12 protein-coding genes are annotated in these 17,933 nt (G+C 42.0%); 3 read left to right on the forward strand and 9 right to left on the reverse strand.

Annotated features, from left to right (window positions below):
- Positions 1–14 precede the first annotated feature (14 nt).
- A complete protein-coding gene (locus QNI22_RS34185; RefSeq protein WP_314518445.1) occupies positions 15–260 on the forward strand; it encodes a T9SS type A sorting domain-containing protein in 246 nt (81 codons plus the stop codon).
- 457 nt (positions 261–717) lie between these two features.
- On the opposite strand, the gene QNI22_RS34190 is transcribed toward QNI22_RS34185, so the two are convergent.
- The gene (locus QNI22_RS34190) at positions 718–1,947 is read right to left on the reverse strand and encodes a multidrug effflux MFS transporter (RefSeq protein ID WP_314518219.1); all 1,230 of its coding nucleotides are present in this window, start codon (positions 1,945–1,947) and stop codon (positions 718–720) included.
- Between the two features lie 373 nt (positions 1,948–2,320).
- Between QNI22_RS34190 and QNI22_RS34195 the strand changes: the two genes are divergently transcribed.
- Entirely contained in the window at positions 2,321–2,500 is a 180-nt protein-coding gene (locus tag QNI22_RS34195) for a hypothetical protein (protein ID WP_314518220.1), read from the forward strand.
- 238 nt (positions 2,501–2,738) lie between these two features.
- Here the strand turns inward: QNI22_RS34195 and QNI22_RS34200 are convergent, their stop codons facing one another.
- Together QNI22_RS34200 and QNI22_RS34205 are read right to left on the reverse strand one after the other, a co-directional pair.
- The gene (locus tag QNI22_RS34200) at positions 2,739–3,056 is read right to left on the reverse strand and encodes a hypothetical protein (RefSeq protein ID WP_314518222.1); all 318 of its coding nucleotides are present in this window, start codon (positions 3,054–3,056) and stop codon (positions 2,739–2,741) included.
- Positions 3,057–3,205: 149 nt separating this feature from the next.
- A complete protein-coding gene (locus QNI22_RS34205; protein WP_314518223.1) occupies positions 3,206–3,388 on the reverse strand; it encodes a hypothetical protein in 183 nt (60 codons plus the stop codon).
- A 1,058-nt stretch (positions 3,389–4,446) separates the two neighbouring features.
- Between QNI22_RS34205 and QNI22_RS34210 the strand changes: the two genes are divergently transcribed.
- Complete coding sequence (locus tag QNI22_RS34210; protein ID WP_314518225.1) at positions 4,447–8,073, forward strand: VCBS repeat-containing protein; 3,627 nt, start codon at positions 4,447–4,449, stop codon at positions 8,071–8,073.
- Positions 8,074–8,174: 101 nt separating this feature from the next.
- On the opposite strand, the gene QNI22_RS34215 is transcribed toward QNI22_RS34210, so the two are convergent.
- The 6 genes from QNI22_RS34215 to QNI22_RS34240 form a co-directional block, all read right to left on the reverse strand.
- Complete coding sequence (locus tag QNI22_RS34215) at positions 8,175–8,564, reverse strand: hypothetical protein (RefSeq protein WP_314518228.1); 390 nt, start codon at positions 8,562–8,564, stop codon at positions 8,175–8,177.
- 199 nt (positions 8,565–8,763) lie between these two features.
- Positions 8,764–10,212 carry a RagB/SusD family nutrient uptake outer membrane protein gene (locus tag QNI22_RS34220; protein ID WP_314518231.1) on the reverse strand — a complete coding sequence of 483 codons (1,449 nt, stop codon included), beginning with the start codon at positions 10,210–10,212 and terminating at the stop codon, positions 8,764–8,766.
- 27 nt (positions 10,213–10,239) lie between these two features.
- Positions 10,240–13,431 carry a SusC/RagA family TonB-linked outer membrane protein gene (locus tag QNI22_RS34225; protein WP_314518234.1) on the reverse strand — a complete coding sequence of 1,064 codons (3,192 nt, stop codon included), beginning with the start codon at positions 13,429–13,431 and terminating at the stop codon, positions 10,240–10,242.
- Between the two features lie 1,180 nt (positions 13,432–14,611).
- Entirely contained in the window at positions 14,612–15,325 is a 714-nt protein-coding gene (locus QNI22_RS34230; protein WP_314518236.1) for a response regulator transcription factor, read from the reverse strand.
- Positions 15,326–15,501: 176 nt separating this feature from the next.
- Complete coding sequence (locus QNI22_RS34235) at positions 15,502–16,152, reverse strand: hypothetical protein (protein WP_314518238.1); 651 nt, start codon at positions 16,150–16,152, stop codon at positions 15,502–15,504.
- A gap of 481 nt (positions 16,153–16,633) precedes the next feature.
- On the reverse strand, positions 16,634–17,632 hold the full coding sequence (locus tag QNI22_RS34240; RefSeq protein ID WP_314518240.1) for an SDR family oxidoreductase: 999 nt from the start codon (positions 17,630–17,632) through the stop codon (positions 16,634–16,636).
- Positions 17,633–17,933 lie beyond the last annotated feature (301 nt).

Consider the following 17,933-nt stretch of genomic DNA (forward strand, 5'->3'; position numbering starts at 1 on the left):
CTACTCAGCTAAACATACTACCAAACCCTACCACAGGTAAATTTACGATTGTAGTTACAGTTTCCTATTCAGGTCCGACGTCTTTGGATCTGTATACAGCCAATGGAAAGTTAATCAACCGGATTTTTGAAGCTACACTGCAGGAAGGTCAAAGCAAGCAGGTTCAGTACGATGGCAGTAATCTGTCTAATGGACTGTATATTCTGCATCTGCACACACCCGGAAAAATTCAGTATAGAAAACTGGTCATTAATCGCTAACTGGTTTTCAGCAAACACCTTTCCAGCATGATATACTTCGAACGTAAGACTAGTAACAAGATTATTAATCAGAGTATTAACCGGATTGAGCGTAGAGGTGGTTTGAAAAAGAAAGGGTAAGTTCGTTTGGTTCGATACAGCGGTACAAATACATATTTGTACTGCTGTTCTGCGAGGACCTAATACAATACTTGTGTCTGGGTATCTAATAACAGAATCTATATAACAGAATCCAGAACAAAAAACCATACACCAGCGCTCCTATCAGATTGTACTAAATTTTTAATCTAACTCAAACCGTTCATGCAGTCTGCATTAAAAACAGGCTGCTTTTAATGCACAGTCATCTGCGTCAAGTTTTACCTACGACAGTTACAAACTATGGAAAAGAAAGTTTGAACAGTTATTGCTAAACAACAGATACTGGAACAAGAACAACGCCGGTAACACAACAGCACTAGTGACTGACGACTACCCTCTCGCTGGTCACCCCTGTAAATTTTCCGCGGTTTATACGAAGGCTGATAAAAAATAGCACAAAGGCAATACCTGCTGTGCCACACATTACCGCTGCCAAGGGTACAACAGAAAGGCTGTCAAAAAAGCTAACACTGGTTGATACCAGCGCGCCAATACCTAATTGTAATGCACCAAACAGCGATGAGGCTGTACCTGCATTTCTGGAAAATGGAGCAAGGGTTAATGCAGCCGCATTGGAATTGATCATGCCCAGGCAGCACATGAACAGGAAAATCATCACAATAGTACCCCAAAAGCCAAGTACACCTGTTACCGAACCGATCAGGAACAATATTCCCACCAGAGCCTGTGCCGGCAAAAAAACCTTAACGATCTGCTCACTGGTAAAATAGCGCAATACCAGACTATTCACCTGGCTTGAGCCAATGAAACCAACTGAAATTCCGGCAAATATCCAACCGAAGACGGTGTCATCTACCCCAAATACTTTCATAAATACCAGTGGCGACCCGGCCACATAGGCAAATAGTCCGGAAAAGGCAAAGGAGCCAGTGAAGGTATAGGTGTAGAACTGCGGGATTTTAAACACATTTAAAAAGCCGGTTATGATGGGCTTTGGTTTCAATGAAATGGTAGGATCAGGTCGATAGGTATTGGGCAACACAAGTAGTACGGCTACCAAAATAAAAACAGCCATAAGGGCTAATATGATAAATACCCACTGCCATCCGGGTCCTGCCGTTACATAACCACCAATAGTAGGGGCCACCATGGGCGATGCGCCTACTACCAACATGAGCAGCGCAAAAACTTTGGCATTTTCATTGACTGGAAACAGGTCGCGTACCATGGCCATGGATGCTACCGCCGCCGCGCAACTTCCTATAGCCTGGATCACACGCAAACCAATCAGTTCATCCAGTGTAGTAACCATCGTACAACCGATAGAGGCAATAATGTAAATACTTAACCCAACAAACAACGGCTTTTTGCGGCCAAATTTGTCTAGTAGCGGTCCATACAATAGTTGTCCTGCTGCCAGACCAATAAAAAAGCTGGAGAGTGATAGTGCTACACCGGCCACGTCGGTGTGCAAATAGGTTGCAATAGCCGGAAATCCCGGCAAATACATATCTATCGAAAAAGGACCTAACGCTGTTAGCGTTCCTAGTATTAGAATAAGCGAGATGTAACGTTTTCTACTCATGATTTTTATTTACCTGTGCGCATAGCAATGATTTACCAGAATTTGACTTCCCGGTCAGCAGTGTTCTTTCAGCTATGTTCTTATAAGCTTTATCGACTTCAATTGGTTCGCCCTTTATCAGTTTTACATCAATCCTCTACATCAGAATAAATTTTATGAGCTATGAGGGATTCAGGCATTTTCTTTATATCCTTTAAACTTCCAATCCTGGCAGTGTATGTAGTATGGTGGAACTTATAGTATTGTAGAGTGGGTAGCTGGTATGAATCAAAACCAGGTGCTGAGCTTTAATCAAGGTCGAATACTGTATTTCTAAAGTCTGTTGACAAGATAAATGAACCGCAAGTGGTCCACTTTAGTTAGCTTACTCTTTATGGCAGGGATCGCGCCGGACATAAAAACTCAGGCACTTTCTGAGTCATTATACACCTGTAGGCGCCAGGTTCAAAAGAAAGAAAATCCATGGACCTTTGCCAATAATGTAAGTTTTCAGCCCAGTCCGCTCCTTGTCAATGCATCTCCTTCAACAGGCTATCGACTTTCAGAGAAATGAATCATAGGTCTGGGTCCCTCCTATCAGTATCCTCTCCTATCTGTATGTGAAAGAGGGTCTGAGCAAAGCTGTTCATCTGATAAAGGATACACTTATTCTTGCGGGAAGAGCTTTTTAGCCTCCCGCAGAATTTATAAAAAGCTATTTGGACAAGTAGAGTCAATCCGATGAACTATTCTTAGTATGATAACAATCATACCAACCTTACTATCATCCTTATCTACAAGTTAAGAAGATATTAAGGATTTAGCCATTCTTCTATACTATACTTGTCAATCTGTTTGTTGATCCATTCAAAAACAGGTTCACGATCCTTTCCTGTTAATCTTTTTATAGGCTGGCCTTTCAATAAATTAATTAACCTGCCATCTTCTTCTTTGGTTGGATCTAATTGAAATTTCACAAATCCATCTGCATGAAAATATCTCTTATCAAGGTTTTCAGTCACATATTCCGCTATTATACATGTATTCTCTATTTTACGAAGTATAAAACGTTTATTCAGATTTTGATAGTCGGTTCGTATAGCCTGCAGTAACTTTACATATTCCAGCATATATTTTTTTGAGATAGTGTGTATCAGTTAATCCGGCTGATAGACAATAGGTAAACCTTTCTTATCAAGTCTTTGCGCTAGCCATATAAGTTAGCCTTCGTATCAAAAAGTGCAATTAGCTAAGTTTTGGCTATCCATTCTACGCTGAATTAAGGCTTACTCAATTGTATCCCGACACATGTAGTCTCATTTGACAATACGTCCATAGTAAACATCCATAGTAAAAAGTCCTGATAGGCTCTGTGAGGCTTTATATTGAAGGATAAAAACGGAGTTATTTCATGTAGAATAGAAATAGATTGTGCCTGCATTCGTACAGACAATTGATACATACAATTAGTATATACAACTTAGTACATACAATTGATCTTGTCACAAAGCGCCTTTTCGGGGCTTGCAATCGGAGCTATCTGTTTGGGCTGTAATCTGACACTTGGCAGACCAAAGCTGTCATAGGGAAAAGAAATATGCTGATAACCAAACCTGCATTTGGATGTTTTATAGGTTTTGAGACGTTCAGTGTCACAGAACTTATTTCATAGACGCTTTCGGGAATAATCTCCCAATACGATAAAGCCGATTCGAGGGAAACATAACTGGCTTTGTACAGATGATTAGCTATAAGGAAAGGCTCCGGACCCGGCAATTCTGCGTTTGCTCCAGGTACGTAAAGGCCTTTCTTTAACGAGGCTAACTGGTTAGTTTTTATCAAGTCACTGATCTTATCGTCTGGACGCTTCTAGTCTTTAAGCATTTCCAGCATAAGCTGCCTCGAGAATAGAGCATTGGCAAACTGTCTGGCTTTTCTGGTAAAAACCAGAATAATAGATTTTCAACACATTATACTGTTACACTTTCGGTCGTCTATCCGATTAACGACCGAAAATGTAACAGATGATTATTTCTTCAATGAAGATAAAAGCTGTAGTAGGGAGTCTTGAGGGCTTTTTTACTCTCTGGTTGTCTAACTTTTTCATAGCCTTAAAAACAACAAAACCCAACAGTATGTAACTGGCAAGTTTGGGTAAGAAAAATATGCCATTCAAAAATCAGGACAACACTCTTTATATTCGTATTTTGGGTATTTTCCAAATATGCAATCAGACTGCTTTTAGCAACAATAGCCAGCAACTACAAGAAAGGTGGAATTTGCTATTAAGGTTAAAATTCATTTATTTGGAAAGTATATGAAAGCTAAATTGTCTGTCTGAAATACAACCTGGCAGGTAAATAGTTTAGTTCAGGTGAAATAGTTCAAAATCAGAAAGAGATAGTTTAAATTCAAAAAGAAATCAGGTACAAATTTCACATATTTTATTGGTACTATACCCTATTTGTACTATACTCCGCTCATACAAACGAAACCAACCTATCCTTAAATCTGTCTGATATGCAACTACTTCCTTTGATACGAAAGGAGAACATCTATCTTTTTTGTACCTATATAGCGTTTTTTTTGTCTTTGCTACTCTATAGTGGATGCGCAGAAAGAACCGCAGAAAAACAAACAGCCTTATTTGAATCACTTCCCTCCTCTCATACCGGAATTACATTTACCAACCGATTGCAGGAAAGTCAACAACTCAATATTGTCACGTTTGAATATTTCTATAATGGAGGGGGGGTTGGAATTTTGGATATAAACAACGATGGCTTGATGGATGTAGTGCTGGGAGGAAATATGGTTCCTTCCCGACTGTATCTGAACAAAGGTGATTTTCGCTTTGAAGACATCACCATACAGGCTGGTATGCAAACCCAAGGGTGGGTAAGCGGAATTTCAGTAGCGGATGTAAATGCAGATGGGTATATGGATATCTACCTGTGTAAAGCAGGTCCTTATCGGGCATCCAAACCCGATCGAAACACCAGACAAACCAATGAATTGTACATCAATCAAAAAAACAATACATTCAAAGAACAAGCCCAACAATACGGACTCAATTTTACCGGTCATACAACCCAGGCAGCCTTTTTTGATTATGATCGGGATGGGGATCTGGATTGTTATCTGCTTACCAATGTAATGGAATCTGTGGGTCCCAATATTATTCGTCCGAAGGTGTCTGATGGCTCTTCCATTACTACCGACAGGCTTTACTGCAATAACGGAGATCAAACGTTTTCGGATGTAAGTTTAAAAGCGGGCATTGTACATCAGGGGTATGGACTTGGACTAGCCATTACCGATATCAATCAGGATGGTTGGCTGGACGTGTATGTATCCAATGATTATTTGTCCAATGACCTGCTGTATATCAACCAGCAGAACGGCACCTTTACAGAAGAGGCTTCTGTCTGTTTCAAGCATCAGAGTTACTCAGCCATGGGCAATGATGCTGCCGATATTGACAATGATGGACTGGTCGATATTGTGACGGTAGATATGCTGCCAGCCTCTAACGAGCGGCGTAAGCTCATGCTCGGATCGATGAACTATGACCGCCATCTGGCCGAACTTCGGGCGGGATATGCGCCCCAATATGTACGCAATACATTACAGCATAACAATGGCAATGGCACCTTCAGTGAAATTGGTCGTCTGGCAGGAATTCATGCGACAGACTGGAGCTGGGCTCCATTGCTGGCAGATTTTGATAATGATGGATACAAGGATCTGCTCGTTACCAATGGCTACCCCAAAGATATCACCAACCGGGATTTTGCACTTTACCGGATGGAAGCGTTTCATTCGACCTTGTCTGATGCTCAGTACAGGAAACAACTGAGTGGGATGTTAACATCTGTTAAAGGGGCATTAGTGCCTAATCATTTGTTTAAAGGTAGCTCTGACATGCTCTTCTCAGATCAGTCAGAGGCATGGGGAATGTCGGAGCCTTCCTATTCGAATGGAGCAGCGTATGCTGACTTGGACAATGACGGAGATCTGGACCTGGTGATTAACAATATTGACCGGGAAGCCTTTGTCTACCGTAACCGACTAAATGAGAAATCCAGTTCTGAGAAATCCGTTCAAAGTAGACATCATTTCCTGCGCATTGTCCTTACTGGAGAAGGAAAGAATACGCAAGGATATGGGGCCAAGGTTGACATTTTTTATGGCAGACAGCATCAGTTCTTCGAACAGTCTCCTTTGCGGGGTTATCAGTCAAGTGTTGATCCTGTCTTACATGTGGGTTTAGGGAATATAGATCAAGTTGATTCACTTATTGTTACCTGGCCCGATGGAAAAAAAGAGTGTGTCAGACAGCTGCGTGCAGACAGAACACGGACCCTTTCAGCTGTTAACGCTCATCATATCCGGCAAGAAGTTAAACCTGCTGAGAAGGTACTGTTCACAAAAGCACCTATACAGATGGACCTTGACTATAAACATACTGATGAACCTTACATTGACTTTAAAATACAACCTTTGCTTTTGCATCTGCTTTCCCAGCAGGGACCCGGGCTGGCAGTAGGGGATATGGATCAGAATGGGCTGGAAGATTTTTATGTTGGGGGTGCCTTTAACCATTCCGGAAGGCTTTTTTTTCAGCATCAGGGAGGCACTTTTAAACATAAGCCACTGGTAATGGGAAAAAAATATGAAGAAGATGAAGGCGTTTTACTTTTTGATGCTGATGGAGACAAGGACCTGGATCTGTTTGTGGTGAGCGGCAGCAGTGAATTTGCTCCCGGCTCAGCTTACTATCAGGACCGGTTGTATCACAACGATGGAAAAGGAAACTTTACGCTGACGCCTGATGCATTACCCCGTATGCGTAGTAGTGGCACCTGTGTCAGTGCCGCCGATTATGACCGGGATGGAGATCTGGATTTGTTTGTGGGGGGCAGTGTAATACCTACCCGCTATCCGTTCTCTTCCAAAAGTTATATTTTACGCAATGACAAGGGACGGTTCATAGATGTAACCTATACACTCGCTCCGGAGTTAACCTCAGCAGGCATGGTTAGCAGTGCGCTCTGGACAGACTTTGATCAGGATGGCTGGATGGATCTGATTCTGGCAGGCGAGTGGATGCCCATTACCTTCTATCACAATCTAAAAGGGCGATTTGTAAATGTGACCGAGGCCACAGGGCTCATTCATACACACGGTTTGTGGAACAGCATCACTGCTGCTGACTTTGATGGAGATAACGATACTGACTACGTACTAGGAAACCTGGGACTTAACAATGAATACCATGCATCTGCTCAAAGACCCTTGGTACTATATGCCAACGATTTTGATCAGAATGGAGTAGTTGATCCGGTCATTTTTCAGGTAAGTGGAGATACACACAAAAAAAATGATTCACTCTATCCTGTGCATTCACGGGATGAAATGATAAGTCAGATGAATTATCTGAGAAAAAGATTTCCAGCCTACGCTCCCTATGCCCGTGCCACGCTGGCCGATATCTTCTCTGTTGAAGAACAAAAGGCTGCCAGCGTATTTTCCTGTGAACGTCTGGAAAGTGTATATATTGAAAATAAAGGCAAAGGAAAGTTTGCCTTAGCTGCCCTTCCACTGGCGGCTCAGGTAAGTCCGGTCTTTGGCATGGTAAGTGGTGATTATGATGGAGACAGTTATCCGGATTTACTTTTAATCGGAAACTCGTATGCTACCGAGTCCATTACCGGATGTTATGATGCATCGGGTGGGCTATTGCTGAAAGGAAACGGAAAGGGAAAGTTTATCCCTGTGCCCGCGCAGAAAAGCGGATTCTGGGTGGATAAGGATGCAAAGGCACTGGCAGAGGTCTGTTTGTCTTCGGGAAAAAAAATCCTTCTGGCAACACAGAATAATGATAGCCTGAAAACATTTCTTGTTTCCAGGCCTTCGGGTAAACGAGTCTTTACCCCTCAAGCGTTGGATGCATGGGCAGAGCTTCGTTTTCCATCAGGCAGAGTTCAGCGACTTGAGTTTTATTATGGATCTTCGTATTTATCCCAGTCTACCCGTAGTTACTGGATAGAAGCTTCCTGTCAGCTGACTGTATATGACTTTCAGGGGAAAGCACGAAAGATTATACCGACTATTGCTTTAAATAAGCATAGCCCGATTTACTGATTTTTGATGCAATCTTTCATTTAATAGCATTTTCTATTTAATAGCAGTTTCGGGAAGACTTTTATAACAGGTCCCAAACGATCCCTTCACGGGTAGTCCCTTTAACGGACGACGCCGTCTGTCAAACCTGTCCGGGAAAAAAAGCGCATTTCAAAAATAGTCTGATTTTTGCCCGACAGCATAGGTTCTTTTTGTTTTTTTAGTACCAGCACCTGATCGTTGAGCCGCATAATCCGGTAGCCACTCAGAAACTCACCTGTACTATCCTGGTAGACGAGCGAATCCCGTTCTATAACCTGGTAACGTAGTCGCCGGGACTGGCGATGTTTTCTTTCTGTTACCCAGCCAGAACCATCATACTCGTATTCGCCCCACTCTGTAATGGGTGTATTATAGGGCATGCCAAATCCATTTGCATAATTGTAGACAGAATCTGTCTTCCAATTGCCCAGAAAATCGGTATTGGTATAGGACTTGGGTTGACAACACATCAGTAAACAAAAGCAGGTGACTAGCAAACCAACCCAGACAATGAAACGGAGTAAAGATATGCAATAGGAAAATAAGCAATACATTAGGCGAATATTCAAGATGAGTCAGGAAACTAAAATACTACTTGTCTGGTTTCTTTCAGGCAAGTAGTATTCTTTACAGAAGATTATTCTTGGGATTGTTATTGATAGAGAATTATTATTGAGCATAATTCTCATTTTGTTTGAGCACACCATTGCTCAGATCAATCTCCCGTTGTGGCAAAGCGAAATAATAGTGTTTTGGCCGTTGGAAGTTACGCGCCGGTTTAAGAGGTCCTCTGTCTTTTTTGTAATGCGCCACAATATCAATAACACCCGCTTTATCCCATCGCATCAGGTCCTGATGACGCTCATTTTCGCAAGCAAGCTCCACACGTCGTTCATGAATGATATCTTCCATAGTTGCACCACTCTTTGGCTGTAGTCCGTTCCGGATACGTACCGCATTCAGTTCCGCATCCCCACTCTGTCCGGACTGAATTTTGGCTTCTGCTACCAGCAAATACACATCCGCAGAGCGTAACAGTGGTGCATTCTGTCCCTGATCGAGCCCTCCGGTAGTACGCCAGCTGGCATATTTCCGAAAGTGATACCCTGTCTGAGACAAATCTGTCGTATACTGCTGCACCCCCTCTTCTCCTCCCAGATCTACCTGATCCCCTGGTCTAAAAACGGTATAACTCAGGCGGGGATCACCTTCCTCAAACTCATCAACCAGATCCTGGATAGGTTCCTGAAAGTCCCATCCACCCCATGGACGAGGTGTAGTATAGATCGCCGGGCAGTCATCTCCTGTCCAGCCATCTTTATATTGGAGGGCAAAAAGCACTTCCGGATTGTTTTCTGTGGCAATCTGAAAATTTTCAACAAAACTATCTGCCAGCTTATAGGCTGCATTGGTTGTAATTTTTTCGCCGGTTTGGATGGCCTTTGCCCATTGCTGCTCATAGACATACAGCTTGGTCAGAAAGCCATAGGCAGTGCCTTGTGATGCTCTGCCCAGATTATTGGCATCGTAGCTTACTGGCAGCATATCTACTGCTTTGAGCCAATCAGATTCAATCTGGGTCTGCATCTGCTCAAAAGTAGATTTGGCTTTATTCAGATTGCCTGCCAGCACATCTTCCTCTGTAAAAACAGGAACTTCTCCATAGATCAGATATAATCTCCAGTACGCAAACCCTCTCAGAAAATACGCTTCGCCCAGACATCTTTTTCGCAACGACTCATCCATCTCAGCTTTTGAGGCATTGATCAGTACAGCATTGGCACGGGAAATCATCTCATACTTGTATGACCAGCTATAGCGCAACTGAGGATTACTTGGATCAAAGGTAAAATCTTCAATAGCCTGATCTTCTCCATGGTCGCCAGCTCTCCACATATCATCCGAACAAATATCAAAGGTCATCTCTGCATGGCCCAGAAAATCTTCTGCCAGCATTGGCTCATAGATCGCATTGGTAGCGGCAACGACATCATCGGCATTGCGCCAGAAACGGTCAGAAGTAGACTGACCATACGGAGTAGAAGTGAGCAGATCATCACTACAACCAGAGAAGGGAAACAGTATCAATACAGATAAAATAAAAACGATCTTTTTCATATGCATTTGCGATAGAAGAATCAGGAATTAAAAGGAAACACTGGCTCCGATAGTAAAGGTACGGGCCTGCGGATATTGCGCATAGTCCACGTTCTGCTGGGCAAATTGTCCCTGCGAACGGTTTCCATCAGCAAAGCCCAGTTCCGGATTCATACCCGAATAAGGGGTAATGGTAAAGATATTCTGACCAGTTACATAGATCCTCGCCTGAGAAATATGCAGCAGATCCAGAATGGCCTTTGGAAGAGTATACCCGAGTGAAATATTTTTTAGCCGCAAAAACGAACCATTTTCTACAAACAGATCAGATGTCCGGTAGTTCAGGTTATCACGTTTGGTACTCATACGGGGAATAGAGTTGCTGGTACCTTCCCCATGCCAGCGATTGATTGTTTCCACATACATATTAAACGGATAAGTAGGATCAATTCCCTGCATCCTGTCGGCATTGTAAATCTGTGCGCCACCCACTCCCAGAAAGAAAAGTGTCAGATCAAAGCCTTTGTAGCTTAGACTCGCATTGAGGCCATAGTTTACCTTCGGTTGTGGATTGCCAATAATGGTGCGGTCCCTATCATCAATAATGCCATCTGCATTCTGGTCCACAAACCGTACATCACCTGGTTGAATTAGTTCCTGTTCCCGCCGATTATCATTGGCAATACTGGGATCATTGTCAATTTCAGATTGATTCTGATAGAGCCCGTTTGTTTTCCAGCCATAAAAGGTACCATAGGGATGTCCTTCATAGCTACGGGTGATTTCCTGGCCTGTTCTGCCATAGGTTTGTGCAGAAAGGAAGTTCCCGTTAAAAAGGCGGGTCAGCTCATTTTTGATAAAGGAAGCATTGCCACTTAATGAATAACTAAGCTCTCCGACCTTACCACGATATACCAGTTCGAGTTCCAGACCCAGATTACGCAACTGGCCTACGTTCTGATCCGGGATAGTCGCTCTACCATTGGATCCTAATGAAGGAGGAGGCAGAAGCATTTTCTTGGTATCTTTGATAAAATAGTTTACTGTAGCTAAAAGGCGATTTTGCAGAAATCCGGCTTCTAATCCAACGTTTGTCATTTCAGCCGTTTCCCAGCCAATATTAGGGTTCGGAATCCGGCTTTGAGCAGCACCTGTTGTGTTCTGTCCCCCAAATGAATAGCGGTAGCCTGAAGTAATCAGCGCCAGGTATTGCAACGCATCCACGGCCTGATTACCTAATTGCCCCCATCCTCCGGTGATTTTGAGGTTACTAATGGTCGAGGTCAGGTTCTGAAAAAAGGGTTCACTCGAAATACGCCATCCCAGTGAGAAAGCAGGAAAGTACCCCCACTTTTTTCCTTTGGCAAATTTGGAAGATCCATCTGCCCGGAAGGTAACTGTTGCCAGATAGCGATCTTTAAATGCATAATTACCTCTGGCAAAGACAGATTGCAATGCATCATAATCGCGTGTTCCATAAACTTCTGTAATTGCCTGGGCGGCACGCAGATAGCGCATATCAGGTGATTCATCCAGAAAGTCTTTGCCTTGTGAGCGGTTATAGACATCATTAAACGTCTGTGAGGTATACCCACCTACCAGAGAGAGTGTATGGGAAGCAAGCTGTTTGTCAAACGAAAGAAAATATTCCTGCAAAAAGGCATAGTATTTTTCATTGCTGACTGTGAGCGAATTGCGCGAGTTTGTACGAATCTGATCATTGACAATAATGTTAAATTCACGTTTGTCAGTAATGGTACCATCCAGGGCAAAGTTGGCTTTGGCTTTCAGGCCTGGTAATAGCTCAAACTCTCCGTTTATACTTCCCAGAATGCGGTTGCGAACAGAATTTTTGTCCTGTGTATCTATGGTAAAGACAGGATTGTTAATATCGCCAAATTCCGAGCTGATCTGAGAGGTACTATAACTTCCATCCGCTTTTTCTACAGGTAGACCCGGATGGAAACGGATGGCACTCCATAACAATCCATCCTGGGCTGATAAGGTATTAGGCGCATTGTCTTTCTGGTTGGTAAACTGCAGACTCTGGCCAATTTTAAACCGATCGCTGATCTTGTGATCGGAGTTGATACGGAAGGTATAGCGGGTATAGTAGGATTTGCGAATCATCCCTTGTTCATCATAATATCCTCCGGAAAGAAAAAACGAAGATTTCTCTCCTCCTCCGGCCATAGACAGATCAACATTGGAGGTAGTACCCTGTTGCAGGATCTCTGTCTGCCAGTTGGTTTGCTGCGTCTGATAGGCAGCATTCTCCCAGATTGGATTAATAGCTAATCCGTCGTTGGTATATCGCTCCCGCTTTAACTGAGCCAGTGTAGGGGCATCCAGCACATCAATTGTCTTGATACGGTTGGATATACCCGAATACCCATTGAGTGTAAAACGGAGTTTTTGTCCTGTTTTGCCCCGCTTGGTTGTAATAATAACTACTCCGTTTGCAGCACGGGTCCCATAGATAGCCGAAGAAGAGGCATCTTTGAGGATATCCATCGATTCAATGTCGTTGGGGTTAACGTCATTCATGCTGCCGGCAGGGACTCCGTCGATGATAATCAGCGGATCAGCATTGTTAACTGTTCCTATGCCTCTGATGCGTATAGAGCCCGCATTACCCGGAGCGCCCCCGTTGCGGATAACATTCACGCCAGCTGCTCGCCCCTGAAGGGCCTGTTGTGCTCCACCGGATGGAAGATTTTCAATCTCAGTACCTTTGACAGCCGAAATAGCGCCTGTTACATCTTTTTTCTCCTGAGTCCCATAACCTACTACCACTGCTTCTGTCAGTGTTTGTATGTCTTCAACCAGATTAATGTCTATACTTGTTTGGCTCCCAACTGTGACTTCCTCCTTCAGATATCCCACAGCTGTAAAAACAAGAATAGTTTCCGGACCTTCAACCTGTATGGAATAATTGCCATTGACATCGGTAGAAACGCCTGTGGTGGAGCCTTTGACAAGCACGGTCACACCGGGTAAACCTTGTCCATCACTTCCTCTAACTTTCCCTTTGATGGGGATATCAACGATTGGAATATCAACAATTGGAATATCAACTGGCCACTCCACTACATGTATAAGAGTGATATCACTCAGAATAGACTGTGGTGCCGTATGATTTGCCAGAGCTGACTGGATGGGGAAGGCCTGAATTGCCAGCCCGGACAACAGAAAAAAACAAAACGACTTCCTCCAAAAAATTCGTAAGGATTTGATCATAGACAGACTAGTTGATGTGTAAAACAGGATTAGACATAGACAAGCTTGGGGATTTATTGACAGAGTAAAGAATTGTATTGCTACTTATTTGTTAATTCCCTGTAAGCTAATTTTTTCTGCACCTACCCATAAACATACTAACCAACCGTTAGTAAAGCCATCCTATTGTTCACGGATTTTGATTCGTTGTATGGGTCTTATCTTAATAAACTTTATCAATCATATAGCTACTGATCTGGAGTAGAGAAAAGTCGCCTTATCTACCTATAACTTTGTAACAAATCCTGGCATTATAACTAACCTGTCTCCACATACATGAAAGTCACATAATGGATGTTACAATGGATGCCTGACCGAGTAGCTCTCGGTATAGATTTCTCTTTTACTATTCCCTGTTTCTATAGGGCATCAAAACTGATTTTCTGAATACTTGGATTGGAACAGATAATTATTCACTAACACCTGGCTTATAGAAGCCTATGACTTACTATCATCTACAAATATTGCCTAAGACTTATTATCATCTGGCTTATGCATCATCAATGTTTCACTGCTATTATCAGGTCACTGCAATCTATTGCTGTTTGGATCTTCGGGGTGCAATGACAGTAGGTAGTCGCCAGTATTACAGTATATTAGAGAAGAAAGATAGTATTTTTTTTCTGTGAGTCAAATATTCTTCCCACAAACTAAACTTCTTCCTTGCAAACTATCTTATCAGCTTTTTTATTGTCTTCTCTGGACACAAATAATCCACTATCATTACATAGTTACAGGTCAATTATTGAAGTTATTGTAACGGGTAGTAAGGTATACAGATTTGCAGAAAGACAGAAAAACAACCAATTAACAAATCTTTAAATCTGCTCTTTGGTTTTATCTGTTTTTTTAGAAGAACAATCTGTACCTACCTGTCTCCAATAAGAATACTATCACCTGTCAAGTAGTTTGTTAGCCATATTTGCACAATACTGATAGCCAAGCCCAATTCTTTCAGCATAATGCATCAAATGGACAAAAGGTGTATAGTCAGTTAAAAATAATTTGGTTTAAGTTATATCTGAGAAAAGATATAGTTGAGAGATAGGATATAGTTGAGAGATAGGATATAGTTGAGAGATATAAAGCAGACAGGTAATAGATCAGGAGCCTAATTGCGCGGATACTCATTACTTTGGTATTAGTTATTTTCGGGTTCAGGATCAAATTTATAACCAATTCCTTTTATGGTTTTAATGTAATCGACCTGTATACGTTCCCGGATTTTCCGAATGTGCACATCTACTGTACGTGGAGTAATATGCGTACCTGTCCCCCAAACATAGGTTAACAACTGTTCACGCGTAAATAGCATCCCCTTATGTTGAGCTAAGAAATGCAATAGTTCAAATTCTTTTTTCGGTAACTGGACGACATTAGTATGATAAGTAATGGTATAGCTGTGACTATCAATTTTCAGATCAGCTATGTGCAACTCACTTGTTATTTGCTCCTGTGCGCTTTTATGCTTGAATAAAGCTTTCAAACGACTCACGAGCGCTCGTGGTTTAATGGGTTTTACCACATAATCATCTGCGCCAATGTCAAACGCAGCTACCTCAGCATATTCTTCTATACGGGCTGTTAAATAAACCAAAAGGGTATCTTCAAGTGTGGGTATTTGTTTGAGGAGATGTCCGGCTTCAATTCCATCCATGATAGGCATCGAAATATCAAGCAGGATCAGATCCGGAAGAAAGGACTGTGCCAGTGGAATCGCCGTTGAACCATCCCAGGTAGTTTTGACCTGGTAGCCTTCCTTACTTAACGTATATTCAAGCAGTTCAGTAATTTCTTCATTATCATCCACCGCAAGTACTTTGTACCCTTTTGGTGTAATCTTTGACTGATTCATCAAGTAAAAAGGTTCAAGTGGTCAGCCAAATTTAGAAACTATGATCCAAATTTGTTCTAAAAGCCTGAACTTGTTGTGATTTTTTATTGGGATTACATACCTATTAAATAATTTATATCAGAAAGTATCTATATCAGTAAATGGTTTCCCTGTAACAGGTTTCACTTTTGAATAAATTAAGCATCTTCCCACACATCGGTAAACAAAAGGTCAAATATAGTAGCTTCATGCATTTCTCTCCGTTGTGTTCCTATTTGTAATACCCGATAATGTAATAATTCCGTTGGAAATAATTGCAGTCTGGGAAGGAATTTCGGATAAGCCTCAAGAATTTGGTCAACTATGGGAGCTATTGCAGAAGGAGACTGATTCCAATAACGTTCAAATGGCGGTGGAGGGGGTGGATTTCGATACAATTCTTCTAACATCGCATCCGTCATGGGTGGGTGTTCTTCATGAACAGTTTCTGGTTTATGCTTCTTTTCATTGATGTAGTAAGCATGGTAAGGCATTAGATTACTATAATGAAATACTACAGTATAATCGTTTCCTGACATATTCCAGAATGAAATAATCACTTTATAACAGGAACAAATACTTGGGGTATAATTACGATCTTGAACAAATGAATTTGGATAGGTCTCACTTATATAGTTGAGAAAATCCTCCCAATTTGCTTTAGATCCTTCATATTTTTTATGAGTCAAAGTTTGGTTTAGAATTTCCAAAGAGGTCTCATAATTAATGCTCCAGGGAGAGATATTTCTTGGGTAGAAATGATAAAGTGTGGTAATTATTTCATTGATGAAATGACCTGTAATTTTCATTGTAGCACATTTATCAGTAAGATGTAAAAACTAATTAAAGGCAAATTGATCTGCAATAAAATCATCCGTCTGTAAATAAACTCTTTTATGGCTATTCACTGTAAATTACATCTTATATAATTATTAAATATGTCTATAAATTAGCTACAATTAGTTAATGTGTAAGATACTTTTAGAGGATGATTGAAATAAAAGTGACTTAATTTATTTATATCACAAAGATCTTTCATACAGGTATTCTGAATGTAGCCTATCTGTAGAAAGTAGAAATAAGCAAGTTTGTACAGGTATGTGTTAATGTGCAGGTATGTGATAAAATGAAAGAATGACTAAGCCATTGAAAAAGAGTGTTCACAAAGCAACTTTGCTTAAAAACTGATTTCCAATGGCTTACACAAAAAAGATAAATATATGTATATCACAGTAAATGGTTGGTTAATTGTTTTTAATCCAGTCAACCATTCACTGATTATCCCTATCGCTAAGGGAGTCCTCCTCCACCGGCTGCACCATAGATTTGTCCGGTAGCATAAGTGGCATCACTGGCAGCCAGTTGTACATAAATCGAAGCCAGCTCGGCGGGCTGACCTGGTCTGCCCATTGGTGTATCCCCTCCAAACTTCTGAAGCTTCTCCTGGGTAGCTCCACCACTCACCTGCAAAGGTGTCCAGATAGGACCCGGTGCTACTCCATTCACACGAATGCCCTTTGGACTGAGTTGTTTTGCCAGTGAACGAACAAAATTGGTAGTAGCCGCCTTGGTCTGTGCATAATCATATAAGTCTGCAGAAGGGTTGGTAGCTTGTTCTGAGGAAGTGCCAATGATAACTGATCCGGGTTTGAGATGAGGCAAGGCTGCTTTAATGATCCAGAAGGGAGCATAGATATTGGTTTTCATCGTCCAGTCAAACTGTTCAGTGGATATATCCAGAATAGATGCCACTGCTTGCTGGCGGGCGGCATTGCTCACTACAATATCCAGACCGCCCAAGCCATTGACTGCCTCATTTACCAGTTTTTTGCAAAAAGCTTCCTCACGAAGATCTCCTGGAATAGCAATGGCTTTGCGGCCTTCTTTTTTGATCAAAGCAATTACTTCCTGGGCATCAGCCTCTTCAGAGGGCAGATAATTGATAGCCACATCGGCTCCTTCGCGCGCATATGCAATAGCGGCTGCCCTGCCCATTCCTGAATCGCCACCTGTAATAAGAGCCTTACGGCCTTTCAGACGACCAGAACCTTTGTAGCTCGCTTCTCCATGGTCTGGCTTGGGGTCCATTTTGCTGGCTAGCCCTGGCCAGGGTTGTGTCTGTGATTTGAAAGGAGGCCTGGGATACTTCTGGATCGGATCTTCCAGTTGAGCAGTCGACTCTGTATGAGGCATTTGGCCAACTGCCAATCCGGGTGTCATGGCAGTGGCCAAACCGGCACCTAAACCACTGATGGCCTTGCGCCGGGTAATCATTTCTAATTTTTTCATAGATTGCTGTTTGTTTTATTTTTTTATAAATAATATATTCTCTAAAACATGTTCATAAATACTACGTTTGCCTCTTCTTATGAAGCAGAAGCGTTGAGAGAAGAACTACGTTTTCACATTAAGACGTTCCTAAAGCGTATGATCATTCTACAGCCACTAAAGGGCACTAACATCTTATTAAAGTAATAGGGATAAAGTGGTAACATGTAAACACGTTAGTATAGCATCGAGATTTAATGTAGTATCGAGTTAGTGTGTAAGTTGAAAACACTGTGCCCTGAGTGGATGATTTTTGGGCTTG

The organism is Xanthocytophaga agilis, from assembly GCF_030068605.1.
Lineage (GTDB): Bacteria > Bacteroidota > Bacteroidia > Cytophagales > 172606-1 > Xanthocytophaga > Xanthocytophaga agilis.